We start from the raw sequence: 24,813 nt of genomic DNA on the forward strand, positions 1-24,813 counted from the left end.
GCATTAGGTGAATAGTTATATGTTTGATTGTCGCCGGATCGTTCTTATGACAGTGCGGTTGCAGTAAATTATCAATTTTGAATGCGATTTTCTATAATGCTCGGTATGAAAATCGACGACTTTGCAGTCTTTAGTTACCATCACCCGGGAAAAAGTCATTATATTTAGGGGGCTTGCTTGCAAAAGGAGGGGGTTTGATTTTATACAAAAATTGTTTGTTATAATTAAATTGTCAGTCGAGATGGGTTGTCTGCTGTTGTCTTTTCAACCCCATGATCTTACACCAAAACTAAGGTTCTCACTTAATCTGACTGGATGAGGTTTCTTGATGACTCGAGTTTCTCCAAACAGTTACCCTCAAGGTATCATTGCCAAAGGCCATATAGAGAAGGATTTCAGGTTTCTGATTCTGTCGGATAGTGCCTTGACTCTTATTCAATCCCAGCTTGTCAGTTTCTCATTGTCTCAACGTCGAAGCGCAAACAGGGCACTGTTTTACTTCGAATGCCTGTTGTGGTTAACCAACCATCCTCCTATCACAAATATGATGGACTTTGTCACTCGTAGCTTTTTGAACGCTCAGCGTCTTTTCTATGGGGCGGTGTACTCAAATTGCTTTCTATCTTCTGAGGTAAAATACTCAAGTAGACGAAAGCTCATCCAGTGTTTCTTTAAGTTACTTGATCAGTTGTCAAAAAAACTTCCCGTGCGCATTTTTGCGCATGCAGACCTTACAGAGAGTCAAACGAGGCAATGTGTCGTGCAGTTTGAATCTACTTGCATCGATTCTTTGCGCGCAGCCAGGCTTACCGGATGGCATATGGTAGACCGCAGTTTTGGCTCATTTCGGTTAAAGATGAGGACTATTTTCGATATTATGGGGGCAGACTTTACTAACGCCTTGCATCAGGAAAGCCAGAAACACGCTTTAACCCATGGTCACTATGGCAATTATGTAAATGTGATATCTCGATTCGATGATTTCGTACGCTGGTACAGCGATGATGCGAACGGAAAGCAACCGTTATATCCTGATATGCTTCAAGATCCCATGTTCGTGCATCAGTTTTTTTGGGCCTTCCAGCGCTGGCATTTTGAAAGTTACTCCAAGAGAAATCAGACTCAACCGACGGAACGGGTGTTGGCAAATCTTCAGCGTCAATGGATAAGAATCATCTGTTGGGCAAAAATGGTATTGGTCAGAAGTGGGCTTATGAGTTCACCGCTCGGGGGAGTCTGGCCTGAAGGGAGCAAGAAGCTTACTCGATCTCTTTGCGAAGTAGGCCATCATAGATATGCTGATGGTGAAGCCCTTGTGTCTCAAAAGCTCCTCACGCGGATCCCGCTATCAGTTACTGACCAAGAAGCGACAGAGCTTTTATTCATGCAGATTGAAGCTGATTTTAACAAAGTTCTTCAGTGGGCTCGACGACAGATCGAGCACACAACTGCATACCTGAACGCTAGTATTATAGCCTGCGAGAAGGGGGAGTTGATAACGCTGGGAGCTCGAATATCTTCTCAAAAATATGGCGAGCCAGAGATGGCAATGAATAGTCTTATTAAGACAATAAAAGAGAGCTATGGTGGATTTACAGTTATTAACCATACTATGCGTGGTTACCTGGCAAGCGCAACCGGTTTTTCCTTCTCAGCAGCAGAATTAGCCGAAAACCTGGCATTGCCAACCAAATATGTAATAGCACCTATTGCTATTTGGTTGGTAGCACAGCATCCTATTCTGACCGATGCATCCCTGTTAGGATGTGAGTTATTCGACCGTAATGGTAAGCGAACGGGTTTCATTCTGACTGACTCAGGGGCTGTGCTTGTCGTAAAGAAGAATCGGAAAGGAAGTCAGCAGGAAGTTGTGCTGAGTGCCGAATCTGCCTCTGTGATAAAACTACTTATTCAGATTACAACGCCTGCCAGGAATTATCTCAAAGCCAAGGATGACGATGGTTGGCGACGGTTGTTTATTGTTGTGGGGGGCCAAGGTTTCCAGGAGCCCTATGTCTTTACAAATCAGATTAGCTTTGCCAAAATTATCCGGCAAAAAACATTTATACAAGCACATTATGCTGAGTTAGGCGAGTTAATTAACGCATTATCACTCGCAAGGATAAGGGCTACGGCTGGGGTTCTCGTTTATCTCAATTCGCTAAGCATAGATAAAATGGCTGAGTCACTTGGTAACTCCAAACGCGTTGCTATAAATTATTATCTTCCGCCCACTATCATACAATTCTTTCAGGAGCGATGGATCCGAATATTCCAGAATACGGTGATTGTTCACGCCATGAAAGATTCGCCATTTTTGTTGGATGCGACTGACTTTAAAAGCATAAGTGAGCTGGATCAGTTTCTTAAAATACATACCCTCCGGGTTTTTCCTGATGTATCAGGTGCTATGAACGGAGCCGCTGAACAAGAGTTAGCTGTTCCTGGGGCGGAGATTGTTATCTCTCTTGATGAGGAGATTCTTGGTGTGCTTCTTTCGCTAAAATTAGCCGTTGAGAATGCGGGGCCGCGAGCTACGGGAACGGCAGTATACTGGAGTGAGTTTGCGGTGAAGGTTGAATCCCATATCGAATCTGATGATTTTTCAGACCCCTATATTCGCAGTTTTCTGGTTAAGGCCAGGAGGATAGCGAATCCTAAACAATTTGAGGAGTTAGTCTATGTCCGATAACAACTCACTACCTCATGAGCTGGATTTTATAACGCATTCTTTCAATGCTGGCTCAAAGTTGTTTCACAGCGCTGAGTGGCTAAATTCGCAGTTTGATGATCCCGTATGGGCTACACGGATTGCTCAAAATAGCAAGAAAGATACCATTATCGATTTTAGAGTTAGGCTTAATGATGGACTGTTGCTCACTCACCCAAGGCATCAGAGCCTTCTAGAGAGCATCAAGTCATACCTATGTCTTTCATCACACTCACTGACTGCTGGAGGCATTCAACTTGCACCACGAACAATAGAATATAGAATCCATACGGCGATAGGTGTTATTGACTATTTTTTGTTAAGATCTGAACGTTTTCAATTGGCATCCCATGGCTTCAAGTCAATTACGCCACATGAAGTCACCGAGTTCATGGCAGTGTTGGCTGTTGATCAGTATTCAAAGAGCAATCTTTATGCAGTGCGTGAAGAACTTCGGAGTTATCTTCGGTTCAAAAGCCAGCAGGTCACGAAACAGGATGTACAACGTATTATCTCAAAAGTTCCCGGCATTGCCGTTGTTGACGATGCGGGGAGCGCTCATCTTGGCCTCTCTGAATCGGAGATTATTTCGGCCAGAATATTCCTGTGGATAAACGGAAACTACAAACACATACCGATAACAGCAGGTAATAATGGGCATTTATTTTTTAAACATCAAGTTTCTCCGAGCAGTATTTACACAGAGATTTATCATGAACGAACTTTAGTCACGCCTAAGTTCCTTGGTTTAGCGTTGGATGAACTCCATTTTGACCCATCTGAGAAGACTTTTCGGGAATATCCAATGGTTCCATCCATGGCTCTTAGCGGTGACCCACTGCCATCTGAGGCTGGAATTGATGCATACCGGCAAGCACTTAAACGGATGGAGTTCCTCAAGCTCTGTGGGCTGGACCATATCAATCCTCAGTCACTTGCAGCTCTGGAAAATAAGGCTTTCCTTAACCAACTAAAAATGAAAAGTAATGGACGATATCGAACGCTACCCCGAGAAGTCATATTTTCTTCGTTCAGAAATGCAGTGGAGTTCTACTTCGAGTTAGGTCAGCCAATTATTGATGGCTATCTGACACTGGCACGCGAAGCTGATTCACGCAGATGTACTCTAGGTGATTTTAGTTCGTCTGAAATAGGGAGAATTCTTCCTCAGAAATTAAGAGATATTGGGGTGCGAGTATGGGACCTCTCGAGCGATTTCCGTGGCGCGAATCGTGGTGGTGGAAGTGCTTTATTCTTTAGTCGATTTAGAGCTAATGAAGGATTGTTCCAGTTGGTTGAGGTGCTTTATGGGGCTATCTGGATCATCCTTTCTGCTCTTAGTGCCAGACGTTCTGGTGAGATTAGAGATCTTGTGACAACGACCTGTCTTGTTAAGAAAAGCCAAGGCTACTATTTACAGTTTGACTTACGAAAACGAAACTTCGGTAGGCATCGTGAGCTGACTCTTCGTCCCATTCCCAATGTTGTAGCTCAGTGTATTTTGAGCTTAACTGAACTCCATCAAAAATTGTCTACGCTGAATTCAGCTAAGGCTTCAGAGCGACTTTTCAGCAAACCTCAGTATCGTGAAGTGGGTCTGAGTGCAATGGGGTTAGCAGATACTGCAAAGGTACTTAATCGCTTTTCCGACTATTTCGAAGCACAACTGGATTCAGCTGGACGGCGCTACTATGTTCGTACTCACCAGATGCGACGTTTCTTCGCCATGACTTTTTTCTGGGCCGGTGGATTTGGCGGACTGGATACGCTTAGGTGGTTTTTGGGGCACACACATGTTGAGCACGTTTATCACTATATCACCGAGGTCGTGCCAGGAGAGGTGCTGCGGAGAGTGGGGGCAGAGTATGCCTCTGAGGCTTTGCTTTTGAGACAGGACAACACAAAGGATTTGGAGAAGCTTCTGAACGAACGCTATGGATTATCGTCCTTTTCGATCATGCAGTCGGATGAGGTTGCAGACTATATCGAAGACCTGATAAAAGAGGGGGCGTTCAAGGTGGAGCCCGTTTTCATCGATACACCGACAGGACAGCGACATGAAATTATCTTTAAAATAATTGGAGATAATGCATGAAGGGAAAAACTCGTCAGATGACAGCCAAGTTGGCGATTAGCCACGAATCAGTCCTTGCACGTGTCAGATATCTTAACTCGGTTATTCAGTCACCCGCTGGGTATCTGGAAAACAAGGATCTATTAGCCGCGCTGAAGAGCCAAAATGGACTTGCAAAACTGTCGGTTAGGGATTTTTTTATTACTCCGATGTCGCTCAATACGCTTAAAAATAGGTCGAATGATATTCTTCCTGGTGGTTTTATCACAATTGATAATTTGAGGCGCCAGGCAGAGAAAAAGCTTCGTGAATCAACCATTGTAAAATCTGTAACATCACTCTCTGCCACCAAGCAGGGGCTCAGAGATAAGATCAAAGTTCAAGAAAAAATAATCTCTCAACTCTGGGATGAAATCGCGCTGGTAACAAATATATTCAGAGAGTCGATCGTTCTGGCCAAGCAGTTTGCTGACAAATGTCCTGATCCAGCAGACCAAAGTCTCTTCAAAAAGCGCCGTAGGGAGTTACTTTCAATGCTCTCCCTAAGCAAGTTGCCTCCTCCGATGCCATCATGTGAGGATTTGTCCGATGTTGAATGATGAAAAACTTTATCATCTAACCAGCAGCGTTTTTCGATTACCTTATGGAATTGAGCAGGACGGTCATGCTTTTAGCATCAAAGCAGATAATATTCCTCTTCTCTGTTGGCCTGATGGCAGACCTTGTACTGAGGCGAATCTCTACTTACTGCACTGTTTTGAACGCGGGCTCTCTCGCAAGGAAGGGGGTGGTACGCTTACTCAATATGCCAAGCTTCTTTCACACCTCATTCGCTTTTGCTTTAACAATAACTACTCGTTTATTGACTTAACCGATTCTAATTTTTCATTGTTCATCAGAGTGTTGCAGGGGGAAATGGATCCGAGAAAACCGGGGCAGAAAAGACGTCGAGCAGGTCATGTGAAAAGTATAGGTAGGACGTGTCTCGGCTTTTTGGGGTATGTTGGAGAACTCTATCTTGAACCCTCTTTCGTCGGGCCTATGGGCACAATCAGAGCTGAGACGAAAGAAATCAAGCTCGTAAACCAGGGAAAGCAGATCGTTCGTACTTACTGGCATCACCATTCTTTTCCGCACTCAGAGCCTCAGGTACGGCGTCTGCCTATCAGCTCGGAGAATATAGCAAAACTCATCGATGTCATTCCTGAGGTTAGCACAACGACTTATCAGAGACGGCGGCGTTTTATTCTGCTCAGGCTTTTAGAAATTACGGGGGCAAGGCGAATTGAAGTCGGGGGCATTAGGGTCGAGGATATCTATAATGCGCGGAGGATGCAGCAAGGGGCAGTATTGAAGGTTTTCACTGCCAAACGCTCAAAAGGAAGAGGTGAATACAGATATTTACCGATAGCCAAATCGGACATCGAATTACTCGTTAACTTTGTCGAAAAATTCCGGCGCCGGGTCATCAATAAGACGGTCGGTATTGATAATGATTTGGGATATCTACTGATTTCCGAGAGCAGTGGGAAAAAACTTGCTACGGAGACGCTGACAAATGAATTACTGTTGCTTGCCAAAGCCGCTAAGATAGATGAGCAAGTATGCGCACATATGTTTCGGCATAGATTTATTACCAAGCTTTTTGTGACATTGATAGAGCAGCATAAATATGAGAATGAAGATGATTTTCGACGTGCTCTCTTGGATGGTGAGACACTCAAGAGGAAGGTCCAGGAATATACAGGCCATACCTCAATAAGCAGCCTTGAGCCCTATATTCACTTAGCCTTTGAGGAAGTGGCGAGGTTTGGCAATATTTTAGATTTACTCAAAGCAAGGCGGATCGTTGAATCCTTGCAGTCTAATCTTAAGGATGTTTTTTTAGAGCTCACTCAAGGCATGAGCCCTGTTGAATTAAGTATTTTACTGAGTGATTACCTCAATGTGGCGCTAGAAGAACTGAGTAACGCCTCAACGGCTGGTAAGTCATAATAAGTCTGAAATGTGTATACACCGGTCAAAACCTCCTGCACCTTACTAATCCTGTGAATTAAATTTCTCAAAACATCAAGCGGTTCGGATTGGTTTCCTAAAAACGCCTTGCACCCTACCTAAAGCTCAATAAACTGTATATAAACACAGTTTATTGGTCTGGTGGTCGTGCATGTACAAAAATTTTCACAACCCTGCTGCGGTAATCCCAAGCGGCTACATTTTCTCCAAGACTGACAAGATATGGGCAGAATGAGTTCATATGGGAATTCGGCACAGGACTATGTCGAGAGCCGGCTGGATATCGGCAAGCTGCTGGTGCGGCACCCCAACGCTACCTATTTCGTTCGTGCCAGCGGCGAATCGATGATCGACGGCAATATCCAGGACGGCGATCTGCTGATCGTCGACAGTGCCCTGACGCCAGAGCACGGCAATATCGTGATCGCCGCGGTGGACGGCGAATTTACCGTCAAAAAACTGCAGCGGTATCCCGACGTGCGCTTGTTGCCGATGAATCCCGCCTATGCACCGATCGTGTTCGACGACGAGGCGCAGCTGGAGATCTTCGGCGTAGTGACTTTTATCGTCTACGCGGCGCGGTAACCATGTTCGCCCTGGTGGACGTCAACAGCTTCTACGCCTCCTGCGAGACCATCTTTCGGCCCGATCTGCGAGGGCGGCCGGTGATCGTGCTGTCCAACAACGACGGCTGCGTGATCGCCCGCAGCGCCGAGGCGAAGGCGCTGGGCGTGCCGATGGGCGCGCCTTATTTCAAGATCAAAGAGGAGATACGCCGTCGCAACGTCGCGGTGTTCTCCTCCAACTACGCGCTGTACGCCGATATGTCCCGCCGGGTGATGGACACGCTGGAGGAGATGGCGCCGGCGGTGGAGATCTATTCGCTGGATAAGAGTAAGTTGTATAGTGTGGTCACCCAAGCAGTGGAATCCGAACTATGGACATGTTTAAACGTCTTGAGGGGGTTGCATGGCGACACTGGAACACATTCATTTTGTACCCCACATTCTCGAGCGTAGAGAAAGCAGCGTAATTTACTCAGTCAGCAGCAACCGGGCCTCTATCAAGGACTTACCTCAGATTTTCTGGGCAGGGGGAATGCCATGGAGAGAGGCAAACCTGTGGGCCATGGAGCGAGCAACGACGGGGGAAGCTTCACTGAAGACCGTTGCCAGTAACATGAATGGTCTTTTGAATTACGCCAAGTTCCTTGAGTCGCGTGGGGTGCATTGGTTCGAGTTTCCTGTCCGAAAAGCCGACCGTTGTCTGGTGCTATACCGTGGAGCGTTGATCACGATGCGCAATGCGGGCCAGATCAGCCCTTCCACGGCGTCTGAATATATGCGCAATTGCATCATGTTTTACCGGTGGGTGAGGCGCAGGGAACTTCTGGCGCCACATGTTCCTCTATGGCGAGAGCAGCCCTACACCGTCAAATTCTTTGACCAGGTGGGGTTTGAGCGATCGGTGAACGGTATCACCACCGATCTCAGCATCCCGAATCGCAAACGACTTGGCCAAACCCTGGAAGATGGGTTATTGCCGGTGTCGGCGGCGGATCGTGATGCCATACTTGATTTCGCCGCCGAGAACGCTACGCCGGAGCTCTATCTTATGTTGGCACTCGGTTTTTTTACCGGAATGCGGCTTGGCAGCATTTGTGATCTTAAAGTTCAGACGCTTGAACATGCCGTGCCCGATCCCTCTGCGGAAGGGCTGTTACGGATTGCGGTGGGGCCGGGTGCAGCTCCGCCTGTACACACGAAGTTCGGCGTAACCGGCCAGGTTTGGCTACCTGAAGCCTTGTGCGATAAGTTGCTGGAATACGCCACGAGCTGGCGGCGGATGGAGCGAGCAACGAAAGCCACGCCCGAGAATCGCGATCTGCTGTTCTTGACCCGCTTCGGCAACGCTTATGGCAGGCGCGGCACCGATCAGTCATCAGCGGTGAATGTCGAAATGTCGAACTTTCGAAAGCGGGGGAACCAGGCAGGGTTACAGATGCTCCGTAGGTTTCGCTTTCATCAGTCACGTTGTACCTTCGGTACAGAGCTGGCGCGTTTGGCTCTCTCGACTTGTGCCGATGCGGCACTCGCCATTGCAATCGTCAGCGATGCGCTGCTTCATGCCCCTAACTCCGAGGCTACCACTTTCAGGTACATACGATTCGTGCAGGCAGTGCCGATAAAGCAAGCCCTTTCTCATCGCTTTATGGCGGTATTTAGTGGCATCAGCCTGGAGGAGCGGCAGAATGGATAGTTCCAGTATCGATCTCACTTTCCCGATGCTTGAGTATGGGGGGGCTGAAACGCCCTGGGATCTCCGGCCGTTGCTGTTTCGCGGAGGCGCAGCGGCAAAGGTAAAGTCTGTGGCCCGCCAGATTGCCCAAGGCGAGTTTGGTGACCTTTTGACAGAACGTATTGAACTGGTGACAAGGCTACATGAACATGTCGCCAGCGATCTTGCCGGCGGCGGCAGCCGCTTCTCGGCAAAAAATAAGATAGGTGCGTTGCGGAGTTTCTTTGCCTGGTGCGATTTGGCAGGCGATAACCTCAGTCTTGACACGGTAGCCGACACTTTCATTCGTTGGACCGAACATTTGCTACATCGTTATCGGATTGAGCACAGCCTCAGTGAGGGGGCGTTATACGATCTCTCCAGGCTCACGGCGACGATGCTTGATCGAGTATTGGATCGCCAGGCAAGTCTGAGCAAGAGCACGCGTATTCGCAAGCCGCTCGGCAAAGGCAGAGTGCATACGAGCAAAGCGGATAAGCAGGATCTGAAAAATACTTTTGCGTTCGGGCATGTTCTGGCAGATATATGCAATGCTCTGACCTGGGAGGTAACGATAGGACCTTTGCCGGTCTGCATCCGATTGCGTACAGGCCAGATACTGAAGCAATGGTCTGGGCTGCCCTACCCGGAGAAAGTGGCGGCGCGCCGTACAAGACCTCAAACAATGACGCAGATAGAAAAGTCGCGAGTAGCACGTGCTGCCTGGGAAGAGGATCGAACCGTGCGAACTCGTTCCCCCCTTGTCAACTTACGCATCGAAAGTGAGTTGCTGATGTTCATCGCTCAGACCGGCATGAATCTGCAGCAAGCCCATACTTTGAGGGTCGAACAATTTCATTACGCCAGCCACCTGGATGGCTACCAGGTACGTGCATACAAAAATCGACGTGAAGGTGAAGTGCTGTTCGAGATCTTTGCCGGTTATCGAGAGTGGTTTAAGCGTTATCTCGAATGGCGTTCGGCGTGGTTTCCCGATGAGATGGAAAGTCTGCTCTTTCCACTGATACGTTGCGGGGGACGAGTTTTGGAGGAAGCGACGCAGTTCACCAACGTTATGCGCATTTGCCGCGAGCTTGGGATGCCGATGGTGAGACCGCGAAAACTGCGCGGGGTACGCATCAATTGGCTGCTTCGAGAGTCCCAGAACCCAGATCAGGTGGCTGAGTTGGCCCAGCACACGGTGGAAACGCTAATACGCGTTTACGCCGCCCCCCATCCGCAGATCGCTATGGTGGAGATTACACGCTTCCATCAACAGAGCGATCCGTCCCTTTCACCACCTGCACCAGGCCGATGTGTCTCGGTCGAACCTGAATCAATGGTTGCGATGCCGAAGAACGCTCCGCGACCTGACTGTATAAATGCTGCAGGTTGCTTGTTCTGTATTCAGCACCGGGATATCGAAAGTGAAGATCATGTGTGGTCTCTCGATAGCTTGCGTTACCTAAAATCGCTTGAGCTGGCGCGCTACCGCCCCCCTGTTTTGAGTCAGAATATGGTGGCAGAACATCCGGCCCTGTTGGTCATTGAGCGGTTGGCGGCTAAGCTACGCTTTTTTGAAGAAAGTAGTGAAGTTCGTAGGCTGTGGGTCGAAGAGTCGAAAGCCCGTATCCGTGAGGGCAATTATCACCCGGCCTGGGATGGTTTCATCCGCTTGGCAGAGCTGCGGCAGAAATCATCATGACAAAAAATATTCTTTCCGAACTTCGCCTTGGTATCGGCTCCCCCCTTGCAGAGCCTGATGCACCGAATTATCGCCCACCGTGCTGGCCACCCCAGCCTGATTGGCCAGTCATTCTTGATGCCGCTGGTGAGGTGGTGAGCCGTTGGGGGGATGCCGTTTGGCGGCTCGACCCGTGGGCGGGAAAAGCGGTTACGCTTAATTTCGGCGATGGCCCGGCAAAGAAATATGTCGCCGCGATTGATCCTGCTAACGCCGATTTACTGCGGATCATTATCGGTTGGTGGCTGTACGGACCCAATAGCAGCCGTGGATATCGAGGCCTGAAGACCCGCTTTGATCAGATACGTAAGCTTTTCGTTCTGTGTACTCAAGAAGGTATTCTTGCCTCCGAATTGAGCCAGTTTCCACGTGTGGCGGAGCGCCTTCCGAAAATACTGCAAGTTTCCCGGGCTGGGGAACTTTTGACATTGCTGCACGAACTGTATGAGCAGCGAGATACGTTGGGTTTTACCTTGTTGGATCGCGCAGGGCTGGCGCGTCTGGCTGCGGCCATACCCGACCACCAAAAACGCCAAACTCCCTATATCCCACCGCGTATTTGGCATTATCAGGTTACGCGCTTGCGCGAATGTCTGGATGATTTTTTGGCGCATAAAGATCAGCTTGAGGAGTGTTTCCGCTTCTGCCTGGCAGCCTACAGGCACAACGCGGCTAATCTCCAGGATAAAACCAGACCATCATCGTTTTATCCCTTTCAGTGGCCATCGGATGGAACAAATGGGAAGTTGAGCGGGCAAAAATACTATGGCCCTTTTATTGACACCGCGCATCGGTTTGGCTTAGTCGGTCTATTTAATCGCTGGTTGGGCGTGAACATCGATGAAATTAGAATTCAAACATTAAGCCGCTACCTGAATCTCGTGAGTCATGCAGGGCTAAGCTATCTACTGAATTTCAGTCTCATGAGAGTCGAAGAAGCATGGAATCTGCGCGCGGATTGCTTGCATATTGAACACGATCCGCAATTTGGCGACATCTATGTATTGCGTGGGCGAACAACCAAAACAATGCAAGATGCAGAAGCCCTGTGGGTAACGTCTCCCTCTGCCGGCACGGCGGTTGAAGCTATGCGCAGGGTTGCAGAGCTTCGTGCAGAATGCAATTCGCTATCCGACATGGAGGGTGAGCAAGCAGAAGCGTTCAGGCGTTATTTGCTTGATCGCAAGTCTGAACCTTGGGGGACGAAACTCACCAAGATCAACCGCGCGATCCGCCCGTCGATTCCGAACTATTCCAACGTAGTTGAGTCGTTCGACAGATTGTTCGATGCAGAGCAATTGCGCATTACGCCAGAAGATTTTGAATTGGCGCGATTGGTGACGCCAACGTTGTCCGACGAGTATGCGGTGGGTAAAATCTGGCCGTTGGCCTGGCACCAGCTGCGGCGAACCGGCGCAGTCAATATGCAGGCATCAGGTTTGGTCAGCGACGCCTCATTGCAGTTTCAACTGAAGCATGTCGCCAGAGCGATGAGTCTCTATTATGGGCAAAACCATTCACGGGTGCGAATGGAGGAAAAGGCCCATAGCTACTATGTTCTCACCATGTACGAGATGTTAGGCAGGCAACTGCAACAATTGACGAGCAGCCGGTTCATCAGCCCCCACGGAGAAAAGCGAAAAGCCGAGATAGTCCGATTGCTTTCGGCTGCAGAGGCCAAGAAAATCATCAATCTGGCCAGGAAGGGCATCGTGGCTTATCGGCCTATTTTACTGGGCGTCTGTACCAGCCGAACCCCTTGTTCCTACGGCGGTATCGACAACATCGCTCGCTGTGGCGGAGGTGACTCCCTTGCATACCCCAAGCCTTGTGCGGACGTGCTGTATGATCCCGAGCAACTTGACGAAGTCGAAGCGCTGGAGGCCGTGCTGGACGAGCGTTTGGCCACTGCCAGTGCAGACAGTCCGCTGAGGGCGGCACTGGAAGCCCAAAAACGTAGTGTGGAGAACTATCGCTATGTCATCCGGAAAACATGACCTTACAGATCCGGCCAAGCAGATGGGAGCCGGTGAGCAGTATCGAGCCGCGTTCGAGCGCCTAAAAAACAACAAACCCGAACGACTGCCGAAAGGGGCCTCCGTTAGCCAGAACAATGTGGCTAAAGAGGCCGGCAGAGATCCCTCCGCATTGAAGAAAACGCGCTTTCCCCTACTTATCGCCGAAATTCAAACCTATGTAGCATTATATGCAGAGGATCGCCCATTATCCGTTCGCCAGGTCAGCCTATTATCCCGTCAAAAGAATCGCGGGCTTCGTGAGCGGATTGGCGAAATCGAGCAGCAACGGGATCATCTTGCCAGCCTGCTAAGTGAAGCCGATGCGACTATTCTTGAACTGTATGACCGTATTGCCGAGTTAGAAAGGCAACTGCCGGCCTCGAACGTTCTGCCCATTGACCCGCGAGGCCGTAAAAAATTGTGAAGCGGAAAACCGACTGTGAGCGAGGAGAGGCGATATCGCCATATCTTGTTGGCCAGCCGCAAAATCAGGTACAGTAGATTTTTGCAAGCCGTGTTATTCGGAGGAAAGATGAACTACTACGCAGAGGCGCATTTCTAGGTATCGTTAACTGACCTGGAGATGTGATGAAAAAATTAAAGCCGCAATATCGAGCTCTTAGAGTTGTATCTGTCTACGAGCGGCATTTGCTGACGTATCCACAACTGAGAAATGCGTACTATAAGCATTTCAGCACCCGGCAAGAAAAAAGCTTTTTCTATCTGCATCGTATTGAGTACAAAGCCTATCCGCTTAAACTGAGAGCCGCACGAGGAAAGTTGCTGGCTGATCCCTGGGATGATTATCCTTCAAATGCTGATAGTCTCGCCAAAAGCTGGAAGCACAATGCGAAAAGACGCCATCAGTACTATCGATGATGCGGTAAGCCACGTTCGATGATGTGACGCTGGCTGCTACCGTCAGCACGGACCAGGGTTTGTGTCGCTGAGAACATGGGTTTACAAGAGGGAGTCCTGTAAATGGATTCCCTGAACCTGTTCTGCCATTCACCAACGCGTTAAGCATGGCTTTCTCCACGCATCAGAAGTACTCTCCCGATTGGCTGCTGGATTCAGTCAACCAACACAGTTTCACCTTGCGATTGAACGGCTCATTTGGGTTGCCATTATTTTGAAATAATCACACATTGTTTATATGGTATTTAATTATTCATTCCATGGAACGCGAATGTTGCGTTATGAAGCAGTCGATTAGCCAGTGCGGAAAAGTGATTTATCTGGGGGTATTTAAGAGCATTTATCACCATATTTTGAAAAAAACAATATATCGACTACAGTTTTTTACTCTGCATAAGCAGAGGGTTTTTATTAAACTTTAAATATGGAATTAATATTATGGATGAATATAGTAAAGATGGTTATTATCCTCTCGGTGACGGTTATCTCGCTGTCAAAAATATGATAAATTTGTCGATGCGGGGTGTGGATAATCAGAACGTATCGAAGCCTTCATATACCAGTGAACAGGCTGCAAAACAAATCACCCGAACGGGAAAAACGTGGAATGGAGACCATGTTTATCAACAGCCCATCACGCTGACCTATTCTTTCTTGCAAAATGCCACCGCCACGCCTGCCGGCGATCGGGGAGGGCTTGGATTTACTGCCGTGCAAGTGGAATATGCCAAACGGGCATTGGCGCTGTGGGCGGAAGTGGCCAATATCACCTTTCATGAAGTGGGCAATGACGCCGGTGCCAATATTACCTTTGGTAATTATACGCTGGATTATTATGGTAACCCAGCATGGTCACAGGCGTATGCTTATTTGCCTGGAGATTATGATGCCGCCGGCAGTACCTGGTAAAATTATAATCAGGACAGTGTGCGATATCCTGATAAACATGAGTATGGCCAACAGACACTGAATCATGAGGTAGGACATGCTCTGGGCTTGAGTCACCCGGGGAATTACAATGCCGGGAATGGATCGCCAACCTATCAGGATGCGGTGTATATCGAAGACTCACGGCAATTTTCGATCATGAGTTATTGGAGCGAGTATCAAACAGGGGGCGATAATCAGGGACATTATGCGACCGGATTATTGATGGATGACATTGCGGCCATTCAACGTCTTTACGGTGAAAATACTACCACCCGGACCGGCGATACCGTATACGGGTTTAATGCCAATGCGGGATATGACTATCTTTCTATCACCGATCCGTCGTCTTCCGTTACGTTTTGTGTGTGGGATACCGGTGGGCGAGATACGCTGGACTTTTCCGGCTATCAGCAAGACCAGCGCATTAATTTAACCGCCGGTACCTTCTCGGACGTGGGCGGCGGCAAGGGCAACGTTTCCATTGCGCAAGGTGTCACGATTGAAAACGCCATTGGCGGCCACGGCAACGATATCCTCATTGGCAATGATACCCACAACCAACTTACCGGCGGTGCCGGCAACGATATTCTTTATGGTGGGAAGGGCGTTGACTGGCTGTGGGGCGGGGAAGGGAAAGATACCTTTGTCTTTTCCGCCGCGGCGGATTCCGATCCGGCGCATCCAGACTGGATATTCGACTTCAATAAGGATGAAGATACGATCGATCTCAGCGGTTTCCGGGCTGAAGGCGGCACCCCACTTCATCTGGTCGATGCGCTGACGGGGCAGGCCGGGGAAGTGTGGGTAGGCTATGATCCCCAGACACAGCTCACAGACTTGGCCATCAATGTACAGGGCGATAGCGGTTACTATGATTTCCAGGTCAAAATCATCGGGCAGGTGGTGCCAGAGGCCAATCTGATTGTCTGACAAGACTGATGTCTGACAAGAAATTGCAAAGCCTAGAACGTTGACAACCACCTCCCATGGCGGTGGTTGAAGGGTGAAATGGAAACGGTCTCTCATCAGACAGTTTGGGTACGGGTTTTTTGATGTGGGTATCCACTGTCAGGCGAAGCTAACCCCCATTGAACCGTGCACGACAGAGTGCGCCACACTGGTCGCTGCATCAATAGCGACATTTCGCGCCGCCCGGTCAGTTGAGACATGCGATACCTGATACGCGCATTTGGAATACTGTACCGACACCTCCTGCTGTGTTTTCCAGCGACAACTCGAGGAGTGCTGTTCAGTTAAGGCAGCTAAGCTGATTTTTCTTGCCTCCTTTCCGTTAACACGATAGCTCCTAATATTCTTTGTTTGGGGCAATTAACCCGCCAGCCATTTCGAATGGTTTAAGACTTTCCCTCAATCTAAAACTTAATGAGCGGCATAATTCCGTTTAATGCCAAACAGCTTTTTTTATCGCCCCTGCGTCCTAAAATGCATTACCTATTTTCTACATATGCCTTGTACAGTAAGGTCATTATTTCAGGCATGGGGAGGGGTAATAGAAAGAATCTTGTTATAACACAAACGTTTTTACCATGAAGTGCATGGCCCGAGCGTTGACAGACTAACAGTTTGGCTCTGCAACTTAATTGAAAAGCATCCCTGCATGGGTGACGTATCTCTATGTTCCGATACTCAGCCCGGGTAGGGAAGGGAATATATAGGCTGCTTGATATAGAGGCGTGAAGGGCAAGAGGCGTAGTAATGCTGCTTCTGAGTAAAGCCTAATTGTTAAGTGTGAGTGTTTTTATTCAATGAAATGACTGGCGAAAGTTAGTGGCGGTAGCGTGGTTTTTAATAATAAGTAGAGAGTTGTTTTTTTTCATCCTCAGGGAAATGACCTTTTTTATGTTTTGTTGTAATTACCATTAACTGTAAAAACAAAGGATAATATCATGGCTGTAACTACAGACGAAATCGCAGTGCAATATCCCATTCCTACTTATCGCTTTATCGTGACTCTGGGTGATGAAAAAGTTCCATTTACCAGTGTCTCCGGTCTGGATATCAATTTTGACACTATTGAATACCGGGACGGCACCGGCAATTGGTTCAAAATGCCCGGCCAGCGGCAGGTGCCTAATATTACGCTGAGTAAAGGGGTGTTTTCGGGTAAAAATGCGATGTATGAGTGGATTAATTCTATTCAACTCAATCAGATTGAAAAGAAAGACATTATGGTCAGCCTGACCAATGAAGCCGGCACACAAATCCTGGTCAGCTGGAATGTGAGCAACGCCTTCCCAACCTCACTGACCTCTCCGTCATTTGATGCAACCAGTAACGAAATCGCGGTACAGCAAATCACGCTCATGGCCGATCGCGTGACCATTCAGACTGCCTAATAAAGAGGACATGTTGCCATGACAGTGACAACCAGTTATCCCGGCGTTTATCTCAGCGAAGATGCCGTATCGAGCTTTTCGGTCAACAGTGCCGCCACCGCCGTGCCCGCTTTTGCGTACGACAGTCAAAGTGCTGCCTCAGCGGGTGACGCTATTCAGGTTTTCCACAATTGGGCGGAATTTATCGCCGTGTACCCTGCGTCGTTGAAAGACGCTTTTTACACCAGTTTGAAATTGTGGTTTATGCACGGCGGCGGTAAATGTTATCTGGTTGACGTGACTAAAATCGCCAATGCGGTGGCGCAATACGATGATATTACGCTGATTGTTGCCGCAGGGACGGATACCACGACGGCTACCGCTATCTATGATGCGTTCAACCTGGTGGTGAGTCAGGGCTACCGTATCTTTGGCCTGTTTGACGGCCCGCAAGCGAAAATTGCCGGTACAGATAAGCCCGATGACATCATGAAAGCGTATCCAGCCTCCCCGTTTGGCGCGGTGTTTTACCCTTGGTGCACTCTGGCGTCGGGTGAGGCGGTGCCGCCAAGCGCCATCGCCGCGGCTTCCATTGCCCAAACCGACAGTGCGCGCGGCGTGTGGAAAGCGCCGGCCAACCAGGCCGTGAATGGCATTACCCCGATGTTCGCTGTCAGCGATGATTTCCAGGGTAAGTACAACCAGGGCAAGGCGCTGAACATGATCCGTACGTTCTCGGGGCAGGGCACCGTGGTGTGGGGCGCCCGTACGCTGGAGGACAGCGATAACTGGCGCTATATCCCGGTTCGCCGCCTGTTCAACTCGGTTGAACGGGATATTCAAAAAGCCCTGAATAAATTGGTGTTTGAACCCAACAGCCAGCCGACCTGGCAGCGCGTAACGGCCGCCGTAGACAGTTATCTGCACGGTTTGTGGCAGCAGGGCGCGCTGGCCGGTAATACCCCCGCCGAAGCCTGGTTTGTACAGGTCGGCAAAGATCTCACCATGATCCAGGAAGAGATCGATCAGGGGAAGATGATCATCAAAATCGGCCTGGCTGCGGTTCGCCCGGCGGAATTCATCATCCTGCAGTTCAGCCAGGATATTGCGCAATAATTCACTGAAGGAAAAGAACATGCCTACAGTTACATCTGTACCAGGCGTTTATATTGAAGAAGATGCTTCACCGGCGATGTCGGTGAGCACGGGGGCGACGGCCGTACCATTATTTGTCGCGCGATTTACCCCTCTCAAGTCAGAGTTGGCGGGCGTGATTACCCGCATCGGCAGCTGGCTGGACTATTCCGCCCTGTTTGATACCACTGTTTCTTCTTCAGCAAGCGTCAGCGTAACGTCAACGCCTGTTTCACCAAAATCTAACGAAGTGAAAACGGTTTCTGCTTCGTCTGAATCGGCTACTGCAACGCTCACCGATGAGGTATCGGGGCAATATACCTACCAGATTAAGGATGCTGAAGTCCTGGACCAGGCGGCCCCTCTCGCCCTGCAACTTTATTTCCAGAACGGCGGCGGCCCTTGCTACCTCTATCCGCTGGAAAAGGCAGACGATAAAGACGCATTGGCCGCGCTGCCGGGCCTTATCGATGAGGTAGGGGCGATCACGCTGCTGGCCTGTCCGGATCCCGACGAGACTTACCGCACGGCGGTGTATAGCGCACTGGCCGCCTCACTGGGTCAGCACAAAGGGTATTTCCTGCTGGCCGACAGCAGCGATGGCGATGCGCCCAGCGCGGTCACTGGGTCTGCCCAGGTAGCGGTGTATTACCCGGATGTGGTGGTGCCGTACACCCGGACGCTGGATGATAAGCAGGTTGCTATCGCCGGCTACACCGACGGGAGTGCAACAGTGATCGCCACACTGGCCGATCTTCGACCTGTTAATTCTGAACTTGCCGGAGAGATTGATCAGCGGCTGAGCAATAAAAAAGCGGCGCCGCTGTCGCTCCCCCCTTCTGCATTGATGGCGGGGGTGTACGGCAAGACAGACGGTGAGCGCGGGGTGTGGAAAGCACCGGCGAATGTGGTGCTCAATGGCGTCAGCGACGTCAGCGTCCGGGTCACCAATGAGCAACAGGCGGACCTGAACCCGAAAGGCATTAATGTCATTCGCCATTTCAGCGATCGCGGGCTGGTCGTCTGGGGCTGCCGCACGCAGGAAGAAGATGATGACGACTGGCGCTATATCCCGGTGCGCCGCCTGTTCGATGCGGCAGAGCGTGACATCAAAAAGGCCCTGCAGCCGATGGTGTTTGAACCCAACAGCCAACCAACCTGGAAACGAGTGCAGACGGCGATTGATCACTACCTTTACAGCCTGTGGCAACAGGGCGCCCTGGCCGGCAATAAAGCGGAAGAGGCGTATTTTGTGCGCGTCGGCGAAGGTATCACCATGACACAAGACGACATTAACCAGGGGAAAATGATCATTCAGGTTGGGATGGCCGCCGTGCGCCCGGCTGAATTCATCATCCTTAAGTTTACTCAGGACATGTCTCAGTAAAGGGGGGCCCCCCTTTTCCGACTCTTTATAAGGATACTGTGATGGCGATGGTTCTTCCTGGGGTTTCGTACGATGAAACACTGTTAACGCAAGCGTCAGGCGACGATCCGGTGACGATGCCCCTGTTTATTGGTTATACCCTGCCTGATATGACGATACCGGTCACGGTGATGCAGCCCGTCAGCGTGGGTTCACTGACGCAGGCGAACAGTCTCTTTGGACAGCGTGGGACGCTGGCGTACTCCCTGCGCCACTTCTTTGAAAACGGCGGGCGGCAGTGCTATGTGCTGCCCCTCGGGCCGGGGCAGGAAGAACCGTCCACGCGTCTGCACGCGCTGATTGCCGCATTACAGACGCCGCAGATGCTGGAGACGCTGTTGGCGGATGACAAGACCGGCCTGGTCTTGGTACCGGAGTTGAGTGAGCTCAATGAGGTTAATACATTCGAGGGATCGGATACGGCTGAGGTTGATACCCTGTGGTATCAGGGGTGGCATGCGTTACTGACGCTCTGTCGCCAGGCTCCGCAGCGCTTTGCGCTGCTGGAGTTACCGGACTCCCCGGCGCACGCCGTGACGCTGGTCGGACAGTCTTTTTCCGCAGACCTGTGTCAGCGCGGGGCGGCCTGGTGGCCACGGCTGGAAACCAGTTACCAGGATGAGGCGTCGGCGCCCGTGGTGTTGTCACCCCTGCCGGCTGTCGCGGCAGCCATTCAGCGCAGCGCCCACGATAACGGGGTCTGGAAGGCGCCGGCCAACCTCCCGTTGGCCAAAACCCGCCGCCCAACCCAAAGTGTCCTGGCGTCTCAGGCATTGCTGGATAACCAAGGGGTGTCCTGCAACCTGATCCGCAGTTTTGTCGGGAAAGGCGTGCGCCTGTGGGGATGCCGGACCTTGCTCAATGAGGAGAACACGGCCTGGCGCTATATCCAGAGCCGTTTGCTGGTCAGCAGCGTGGAGCACTACCTGAGCAAACTGGCGCGCGCTTACCTGTTTGAGCCGAATACGGCCCCGACCTGGATGAAATTAAAGGGCCAGGCCTGGATGTGGTTGCGTCAGCAATGGCTGGCCGGCGCCTTTTTCGGCACGGTGGAGGAGGAGGCTTTTTCGCTCAGTATCGGGCTGGATGAAACCATGACGGATGACGACATTCGCCAGGGAAAGATGATCCTGCAGGTCCATCTGGCGTTGTTGGCCCCCGCGGAATTTATTGTTGTCAGCCTGACGCTGGATCTGCGTGACGGCACGGCCAGCGCGCAAATCGGAGAATAATCATGATGAATACACCCGCAGTATCCCATCGTTTTCGCGTCAATTTTTTACTTAACAACATTAGCAAGCAGTTTAACAACACCAGCAAACAGGTTAACAACATTGGCAAGCAGGTTAACAACGCTAGCAAAAAGTTTAATAGCGCTAGCAAGCAGCCTCACAACACTAGCAAGCAGTTTGATATCGCGTTCCAGCGCGTCTCCGGGTTGTCGCGCACGCTGGAAGTGAGCCAATACCGGGAAGGAGGCGAAAATGCCTGCAACCTCTGGCTGGCTGAACAGGTTAATCACGGTAGCCTGGTGCTGGAGCGGGGGGTGATGAGGTCCTCCCTCCTGACACAGCAGTTTGACCGCGTGTTGCGCCGGGAAAGCACGCAGTGGGCCAACGTGGTGATCATGTTGCTGAACGAACGTTCATTACCGGTCACCAGCTGGATACTGAGTCATGCTCTGCCGGTGCGCTGGCAGATGGGTGATCTCGATGCCGACAGTAACCAGGTGCTCATCAACACGCTTGAGCTGCGCTATCAGGATATGCGCATGCTGGGGAGAAAACAATGACCGTCGAAATTCGTGAGTTGATCGTCCAGGTTGAGGTCACCGAACCGGTGCCTTCTGCCCCGTCCTTGCCGTTTGCGCAACACCGTGAGTGGGACGACGAGCGGTGGGTGGAGAGGATTAAGCAAGAGGTGCTGGAACAGCTGCTTGAAAGGGGGCATCAGTGAGCTTACTTCAACGCGGGCTGTCAAGGCTGACCCTCAACGCCTGGAAAGATCGCGAAGGGAAAATCCCTGCGGGCGGCATGACCGCCCTGTATAACCCAGAGAATATTCAGCTGGATTATCAGACGCGGTTTGACACCGAAGACACCATCAACACGGCGTCGCAAAGCAACCGCTATGTGATTTCCGAGCCGGTCGGCCTCAACCTGACCTTGTTGTTCGACAGCCAGATGCCCGGGAATACCACTCCGATAGAGACGCAGCTGGCGATGCTGAAATCTATTTGTGCCGTGGATGCGGCCACCGGGTCACCTTACTTTTTGCGCATCACCTGGGGAAAAATGCGCTGGGATAATAAAGGGTGGTTTGCCGGTCGCGCCCGCGATTTATCGGTCACCTACACGCTGTTTGACCGTGACGCCACGCCGCTGCGGGCCACCGTGCGGTTAAGCCTGGTGGCGGATGAGAGCTTGGTTATTCAGCACTCGCTTAAGGCGCTTAGCGCACCCAACCGTGTACTGGTCAGCGTACCGGATCAGGCCTCATTGCCGCAGCTGGCGAACAGCGCCGGCGGGACGCTGAGCGGAAGCGTCGATCCGTTGTCGCTGGCCAGGGATAACGATTTGGATAATCTGGATGATTTTCAGGCCGGAGACATGCTGCAGGCGACGAAAGAGGAGGAAGAGGTATGAGCCGCATCACCCTGGACATTGCGGGCATGCCGAGCACATTGGGGATCCGTCGTTTGCGGGTGCAGCAGCTGATCAATGAGATCCCGCTGGCGCAGCTGGAGCTGCGTATTCCCACGGATAACCATGGCGCAACGGATAACGAGGCAGAACGTGAAGTCAGCCGTTTTAGCCTGGGTGCCCGGGTGGTGATTGCCCTGGATAACAAGCCGCTTTTCGACGGTTATCTGGTGCAAAAGAAGATGCAGCTGAAGGGGAAAGACTGGTCCGTGCGGCTGGAGGCGCGCCACGCGTTGCAGAAACTGACGTTTTTGCCCCAGAGCCGGGTATTCCGTGAGCAGGATGACAGCACTGTCCTGAAGGGGGTGCTGCAGTCTGCAGGGGTAAAACTGACGCAAAAGGCGGCGGCGCAGCTGAGCAGCAAGCACGATCAGCTGATCCAGTTTCGTCTCAGTGACTGGCAATTTATTCGCAGCCGGCTGCTGTCCACCAACTGCTGGCTGCTGCCCGATGCCACCGGCGACGCGGTGGTGATCCGCCCGCTGTCCGACACGGCAATGGCCTCACGGACGCTTGCGCGCGACAGTCACGACTACAGGCTGTTTGAAATCAATTTGAATTTTGATAACCGCTTTACGCTGGACAGCCTGTCGCTGCAGGGATGGGATATTGCCGAGCAGCGGCTTACACCCGCGCAAAAAGGCACGGTCGGCGCGTTTCTTCCCTGGAAGCCTGAGGGTAAGGTCGGCCAGCCCTCCGCCGGGCGGCAAGACTACGCCCTGGCCTTCAGCATGCTGCCTGAAGCCACGCTGCAAACCTTGTCGAGCTCCTGGCTGAACTATCAGCAAATGACCGGTGTACAGGGCCATATTGTGCTGGCGGGCACCCGGGACTTCGCGATGGGCGAAAGTATCACCCTGAGCGGCTTTGGTGCGGGGCTGGACGGCACGGCGATACTGAGCGGGGTCAATCAGCTGTTTGATACCAAAGATGGCTGGCGCAGCGAGCTGGTGATGGGATTGCCGGCGTCCATGCTGGAGCCCACGCCACCGGTGCGATCGCTGCATATCGGCACGGTAGCGGAATTTACCGCCGATCCCCAGCATCTGGATCGGATCGCCGTGCATCTGCCGGCCCTGAATCTGCCCGACTCGCTGATTTTTGCCCGTCTGAGCAAGCCCTGGGCCAGTAAAGAAAGCGGATTCTGTTTTTACCCGGAGCCCGGTGATGAAGTGGTGGTGGGGTTTATCGACAGCGATCCGCGTTATCCGATCATTCTGGGGGCGATGCACAATCCGAAAAATACCGCGCCGTTCCCTCCGGATGAAAAGAACAACCGTAAGGGGCTGGTCGTGAATAAGGCCGACCAGACACAGGCCCTGATGATCGATACCGAGGAGAAAACGTTGAAGCTGATGGCCGGTGATAATGCGCTCACCTTAACCGGCGAGGGGGACATTGCTGTGAGTACGCCGAATGCCCTGCAACTGCAGGCTGAGGGTAAGCTGTCGATCGTGGGCAAGCAGCAGATGGACATTAGCAGCGAGGGAGATATTGCCATGAGTACGGCTAAAGCCCTGCAGCTGCAGGCCGACGGTAACCTGTCGATCGATGGTAAACAGCAGGTGGAGATCACCAGCGCAAAAATTAACCTGAAAAAATAACCTATTACGGTGAGGTTGCGATGAGTAACGACATTTTGACAGCGAGCCTGGGGCAAGGCTGGGCATTTCCACCGCGGTTTGAGCCCGGCGGCGTGTCCCTGGCTGCGGGCGTTGAGGCGGTGATGCAGAGTCTGCGCGTGCTGTTTATGACCGAGCCAGGCGAACGCATGATGCGTGAGAGTTATGGCGGAGGCATGCATGACTTTATCTTTGAGAATATCACCGATGAACTGCTGGCCAACATCCACAATCGCATCGAAGAGAGCGTTCTGCGCCATGAGCCCCGGGCGCTGCTCAAGGACGTCATTATCCAGCCGGATACTCAGGACGCGAGCCGTCTGCGGGTGCAGATCACCGTGTCTCTGTCGGGCACGGATCTGGTCGAGACGGTGGACGGGACGCTGAACATCCATGACGGCCAGACGCTGAGGTTACTATGAGCAATCGGGTGGTCATCGACGGTGACGCGCTGAAATTCATCCCGAAGTTTGGCGCGATTACGATCACGCCACCGCCCCAGCCACGGATCAGCGGCAGCGGTGAGGCCGGCATCGAGGGGAAGAAGATCTGCATTGTCGGGGATGAAAAGCAGGTTTCCTTTACCGTTGACTATATCAAGCCCCCCTTTGTCGCTTCTCCGGGAAAAGGGACGCTCACCATCAAACAGTTGGCGTCCGATCAGCAGGCTGAGTTTGCGACGGCGCCGGCGCCGATGATTGTGGTCGGCAGCCAATTTACGACGCAATTTCAGCCCACAGCACCGGCCCAGGATCCGCAAGGAAAACCGGATACGGATCTGAGCCCTGTCACCGGGGTGGGGACATTTATCAACAGCCAGTCGTTTGTCACCGCCGGGTGAGCCATTGCGCTGCCGAGGCGGCGGAAACGGGCCCCTGAGCGCCTTCTTTATCATTATATAACCAA

General features: G+C 51.3%; 20 protein-coding genes and 2 pseudogenes. All 22 read left to right on the forward strand.

Annotation, left to right across the window (positions count from 1 at the left end; translation table 11 throughout):
* Window positions 1-328 precede the first annotated feature (328 nt).
* A complete protein-coding gene (locus BHU62_RS12255; RefSeq protein ID WP_073532255.1) occupies window positions 329-2,692 on the forward strand; it encodes a hypothetical protein in 2,364 nt (787 codons plus the stop codon).
* Window positions 2,682-4,805 (forward strand): hypothetical protein, encoded by a 2,124-nt coding sequence (locus BHU62_RS12260; RefSeq protein WP_073532256.1) that lies wholly within the window; start codon window positions 2,682-2,684, stop codon window positions 4,803-4,805. The genes BHU62_RS12255 and BHU62_RS12260 overlap by 11 nt, the downstream gene beginning before the upstream one ends.
* Window positions 4,802-5,383 carry a hypothetical protein gene (locus BHU62_RS12265; protein ID WP_073532257.1) on the forward strand — a complete coding sequence of 194 codons (582 nt, stop codon included), beginning with the start codon at window positions 4,802-4,804 and terminating at the stop codon, window positions 5,381-5,383. The genes BHU62_RS12260 and BHU62_RS12265 overlap by 4 nt, the downstream gene beginning before the upstream one ends.
* On the forward strand, window positions 5,373-6,779 hold the full coding sequence (locus BHU62_RS12270; protein WP_073532258.1) for a tyrosine-type recombinase/integrase: 1,407 nt from the start codon (window positions 5,373-5,375) through the stop codon (window positions 6,777-6,779). Before BHU62_RS12265 ends, BHU62_RS12270 begins: the two co-directional genes overlap by 11 nt.
* A gap of 252 nt (window positions 6,780-7,031) precedes the next feature.
* Window positions 7,032-7,385 (forward strand): translesion error-prone DNA polymerase V autoproteolytic subunit, encoded by a 354-nt coding sequence (gene umuD, locus BHU62_RS12275; protein WP_088776052.1) that lies wholly within the window; start codon window positions 7,032-7,034, stop codon window positions 7,383-7,385.
* Between the two features lie 2 nt (window positions 7,386-7,387).
* Window positions 7,388-7,702: pseudogene (locus BHU62_RS12280) on the forward strand (DNA polymerase V subunit UmuC); the annotation flags it as partial.
* 67 nt (window positions 7,703-7,769) lie between these two features.
* A complete protein-coding gene (locus BHU62_RS12285) occupies window positions 7,770-9,059 on the forward strand; it encodes a site-specific integrase (RefSeq protein ID WP_073532260.1) in 1,290 nt (429 codons plus the stop codon).
* Window positions 9,052-10,782, forward strand: coding sequence for an integrase (locus tag BHU62_RS12290; protein WP_073532261.1), 1,731 nt, complete (start codon window positions 9,052-9,054; stop codon window positions 10,780-10,782). Before BHU62_RS12285 ends, BHU62_RS12290 begins: the two co-directional genes overlap by 8 nt.
* Window positions 10,779-12,818 (forward strand): hypothetical protein, encoded by a 2,040-nt coding sequence (locus BHU62_RS25235; protein WP_171971316.1) that lies wholly within the window; start codon window positions 10,779-10,781, stop codon window positions 12,816-12,818. The genes BHU62_RS12290 and BHU62_RS25235 overlap by 4 nt, the downstream gene beginning before the upstream one ends.
* A complete protein-coding gene (locus BHU62_RS12305; protein WP_073532264.1) occupies window positions 12,799-13,263 on the forward strand; it encodes a hypothetical protein in 465 nt (154 codons plus the stop codon). Before BHU62_RS25235 ends, BHU62_RS12305 begins: the two co-directional genes overlap by 20 nt.
* A 164-nt stretch (window positions 13,264-13,427) precedes the next feature.
* Window positions 13,428-13,718, forward strand: coding sequence for a hypothetical protein (locus BHU62_RS12310; protein ID WP_073532265.1), 291 nt, complete (start codon window positions 13,428-13,430; stop codon window positions 13,716-13,718).
* A 477-nt stretch (window positions 13,719-14,195) separates the two neighbouring features.
* Window positions 14,196-15,617: pseudogene (locus BHU62_RS25420) on the forward strand (serralysin family metalloprotease).
* 977 nt (window positions 15,618-16,594) lie between these two features.
* On the forward strand, window positions 16,595-17,044 hold the full coding sequence (locus BHU62_RS12320; protein WP_073532266.1) for a phage tail protein: 450 nt from the start codon (window positions 16,595-16,597) through the stop codon (window positions 17,042-17,044).
* 18 nt (window positions 17,045-17,062) lie between these two features.
* A complete protein-coding gene (locus tag BHU62_RS12325; RefSeq protein ID WP_073532267.1) occupies window positions 17,063-18,139 on the forward strand; it encodes a phage tail sheath family protein in 1,077 nt (358 codons plus the stop codon).
* A gap of 19 nt (window positions 18,140-18,158) precedes the next feature.
* A complete protein-coding gene (locus BHU62_RS12330; RefSeq protein WP_073532268.1) occupies window positions 18,159-19,544 on the forward strand; it encodes a phage tail sheath family protein in 1,386 nt (461 codons plus the stop codon).
* 41 nt (window positions 19,545-19,585) lie between these two features.
* Window positions 19,586-20,815, forward strand: coding sequence for a phage tail sheath family protein (locus BHU62_RS12335; protein WP_073532269.1), 1,230 nt, complete (start codon window positions 19,586-19,588; stop codon window positions 20,813-20,815).
* A 2-nt stretch (window positions 20,816-20,817) separates the two neighbouring features.
* Window positions 20,818-21,375: a phage tail protein gene (locus BHU62_RS12340; RefSeq protein WP_236720666.1), complete on the forward strand. Its 558-nt coding sequence runs from the start codon at window positions 20,818-20,820 to the stop codon at window positions 21,373-21,375.
* Window positions 21,372-21,539 (forward strand): DUF5908 family protein, encoded by a 168-nt coding sequence (locus BHU62_RS25240; RefSeq protein WP_171971317.1) that lies wholly within the window; start codon window positions 21,372-21,374, stop codon window positions 21,537-21,539. The genes BHU62_RS12340 and BHU62_RS25240 overlap by 4 nt, the downstream gene beginning before the upstream one ends.
* Window positions 21,536-22,228 carry a hypothetical protein gene (locus BHU62_RS12345; protein ID WP_073532270.1) on the forward strand — a complete coding sequence of 231 codons (693 nt, stop codon included), beginning with the start codon at window positions 21,536-21,538 and terminating at the stop codon, window positions 22,226-22,228. Before BHU62_RS25240 ends, BHU62_RS12345 begins: the two co-directional genes overlap by 4 nt.
* Window positions 22,225-23,889, forward strand: coding sequence for a phage baseplate assembly protein V (locus BHU62_RS12350; RefSeq protein ID WP_073532271.1), 1,665 nt, complete (start codon window positions 22,225-22,227; stop codon window positions 23,887-23,889). Before BHU62_RS12345 ends, BHU62_RS12350 begins: the two co-directional genes overlap by 4 nt.
* 20 nt (window positions 23,890-23,909) lie before the next feature.
* Window positions 23,910-24,329, forward strand: a complete 420-nt coding sequence (locus BHU62_RS12355; RefSeq protein WP_073532272.1) for a GPW/gp25 family protein — start codon at window positions 23,910-23,912, stop codon at window positions 24,327-24,329.
* Complete coding sequence (locus BHU62_RS12360) at window positions 24,326-24,748, forward strand: hypothetical protein (protein WP_073532273.1); 423 nt, start codon at window positions 24,326-24,328, stop codon at window positions 24,746-24,748. The genes BHU62_RS12355 and BHU62_RS12360 overlap by 4 nt, the downstream gene beginning before the upstream one ends.
* The last annotated feature ends 65 nt before the right edge of the window (window positions 24,749-24,813 follow it).

The sequence above is a fragment of the Serratia marcescens genome (genome assembly GCF_001902635.1).
Taxonomy (GTDB): domain Bacteria; phylum Pseudomonadota; class Gammaproteobacteria; order Enterobacterales; family Enterobacteriaceae; genus Serratia; species Serratia marcescens_F.

Excerpts from the sequence above, each read along its gene's own strand:
- BHU62_RS12255 (WP_073532255.1), top strand. The coding sequence starts at position 329 with ATGACTCGAGTTTCTCCAAACAGTTACCCTCAAGGTATCATTGCCAAA.
- BHU62_RS12260 (WP_073532256.1), top strand. The coding sequence starts at position 2,682 with ATGTCCGATAACAACTCACTACCTCATGAGCTGGATTTTATAACGCAT.
- BHU62_RS12265 (WP_073532257.1), top strand. The coding sequence starts at position 4,802 with ATGAAGGGAAAAACTCGTCAGATGACAGCCAAGTTGGCGATTAGCCAC.
- BHU62_RS12270 (WP_073532258.1), top strand. The coding sequence starts at position 5,373 with ATGTTGAATGATGAAAAACTTTATCATCTAACCAGCAGCGTTTTTCGA.
- umuD (WP_088776052.1), top strand. The coding sequence starts at position 7,032 with ATGAGTTCATATGGGAATTCGGCACAGGACTATGTCGAGAGCCGGCTG.
- BHU62_RS12285 (WP_073532260.1), top strand. The coding sequence starts at position 7,770 with ATGGCGACACTGGAACACATTCATTTTGTACCCCACATTCTCGAGCGT.
- BHU62_RS12290 (WP_073532261.1), top strand. The coding sequence starts at position 9,052 with ATGGATAGTTCCAGTATCGATCTCACTTTCCCGATGCTTGAGTATGGG.
- BHU62_RS25235 (WP_171971316.1), top strand. The coding sequence starts at position 10,779 with ATGACAAAAAATATTCTTTCCGAACTTCGCCTTGGTATCGGCTCCCCC.
- BHU62_RS12305 (WP_073532264.1), top strand. The coding sequence starts at position 12,799 with ATGTCATCCGGAAAACATGACCTTACAGATCCGGCCAAGCAGATGGGA.
- BHU62_RS12310 (WP_073532265.1), top strand. The coding sequence starts at position 13,428 with ATGAAAAAATTAAAGCCGCAATATCGAGCTCTTAGAGTTGTATCTGTC.
- BHU62_RS12320 (WP_073532266.1), top strand. The coding sequence starts at position 16,595 with ATGGCTGTAACTACAGACGAAATCGCAGTGCAATATCCCATTCCTACT.
- BHU62_RS12325 (WP_073532267.1), top strand. The coding sequence starts at position 17,063 with ATGACAGTGACAACCAGTTATCCCGGCGTTTATCTCAGCGAAGATGCC.
- BHU62_RS12330 (WP_073532268.1), top strand. The coding sequence starts at position 18,159 with ATGCCTACAGTTACATCTGTACCAGGCGTTTATATTGAAGAAGATGCT.
- BHU62_RS12335 (WP_073532269.1), top strand. The coding sequence starts at position 19,586 with ATGGCGATGGTTCTTCCTGGGGTTTCGTACGATGAAACACTGTTAACG.
- BHU62_RS12340 (WP_236720666.1), top strand. The coding sequence starts at position 20,818 with ATGATGAATACACCCGCAGTATCCCATCGTTTTCGCGTCAATTTTTTA.
- BHU62_RS25240 (WP_171971317.1), top strand. The coding sequence starts at position 21,372 with ATGACCGTCGAAATTCGTGAGTTGATCGTCCAGGTTGAGGTCACCGAA.
- BHU62_RS12350 (WP_073532271.1), top strand. The coding sequence starts at position 22,225 with ATGAGCCGCATCACCCTGGACATTGCGGGCATGCCGAGCACATTGGGG.
- BHU62_RS12355 (WP_073532272.1), top strand. The coding sequence starts at position 23,910 with ATGAGTAACGACATTTTGACAGCGAGCCTGGGGCAAGGCTGGGCATTT.
- BHU62_RS12360 (WP_073532273.1), top strand. The coding sequence starts at position 24,326 with ATGAGCAATCGGGTGGTCATCGACGGTGACGCGCTGAAATTCATCCCG.